Here is a 545-nt window from a genome sequence, read left to right as displayed (position 1 = left end):
TTGTACCGCGTAGAAAGCACCCACTTTATCAAATGCTTTAATCGCGATACCGTCGCGGTTGATGCTCATTTCGTAAGCACCCGATTTGGCGAATTCACCGTTGAAGTCTGCAGGAACAACAGTGGTGCTTACAGGAAGATCACCACGAACATCCACACCTACCCCTTCTGCACGATCTTGAATCGCTGCGAACTGAGCCGCATCAAATACGTCTTTAGGCAGCGCAATACCTTCTGTAATATCGACTTTGCCTTTGCCCGCCTCAACGTGCATTGGCGTTGGTAACAACGTCGTGGAGACGTCTTGTTTAACTAAGTCGTCGTTCTTCTCGAAACGCGATACCGCACTGGCAAAGATGTTGTTGTCATCTGGTGTACGTTTTAGGTTATTACCCTCAAGACCAGTGACAAAAGAAGCCACATCTTCAGTATTGAGAGAAGCGATCATTTTAGGTTCAGCGTTTGGCGCTGCAACAAATGCACCCGGCATAAAGTCTGTTTCAAAAAGCTGCCAGTATTCACCGATCAGTGGAAGAACCACCTCTT

At 47.3% G+C, this 545-nt stretch carries 1 protein-coding gene; it reads right to left on the bottom strand.

Annotated elements, in window-relative coordinates:
- Positions 1 to 545: carbohydate-binding domain-containing protein (locus R7E78_RS29705; RefSeq protein ID WP_318059088.1), on the bottom strand; the 545-nt coding region annotated here is incomplete at both ends.

The sequence above is a fragment of the Vibrio sp. YT-19(2023) genome (genome assembly GCF_033337395.1).
The sequence above is the reverse complement of the archived record's forward strand: the minus strand, read 5'-3'. Positions and strand labels throughout refer to the sequence as shown.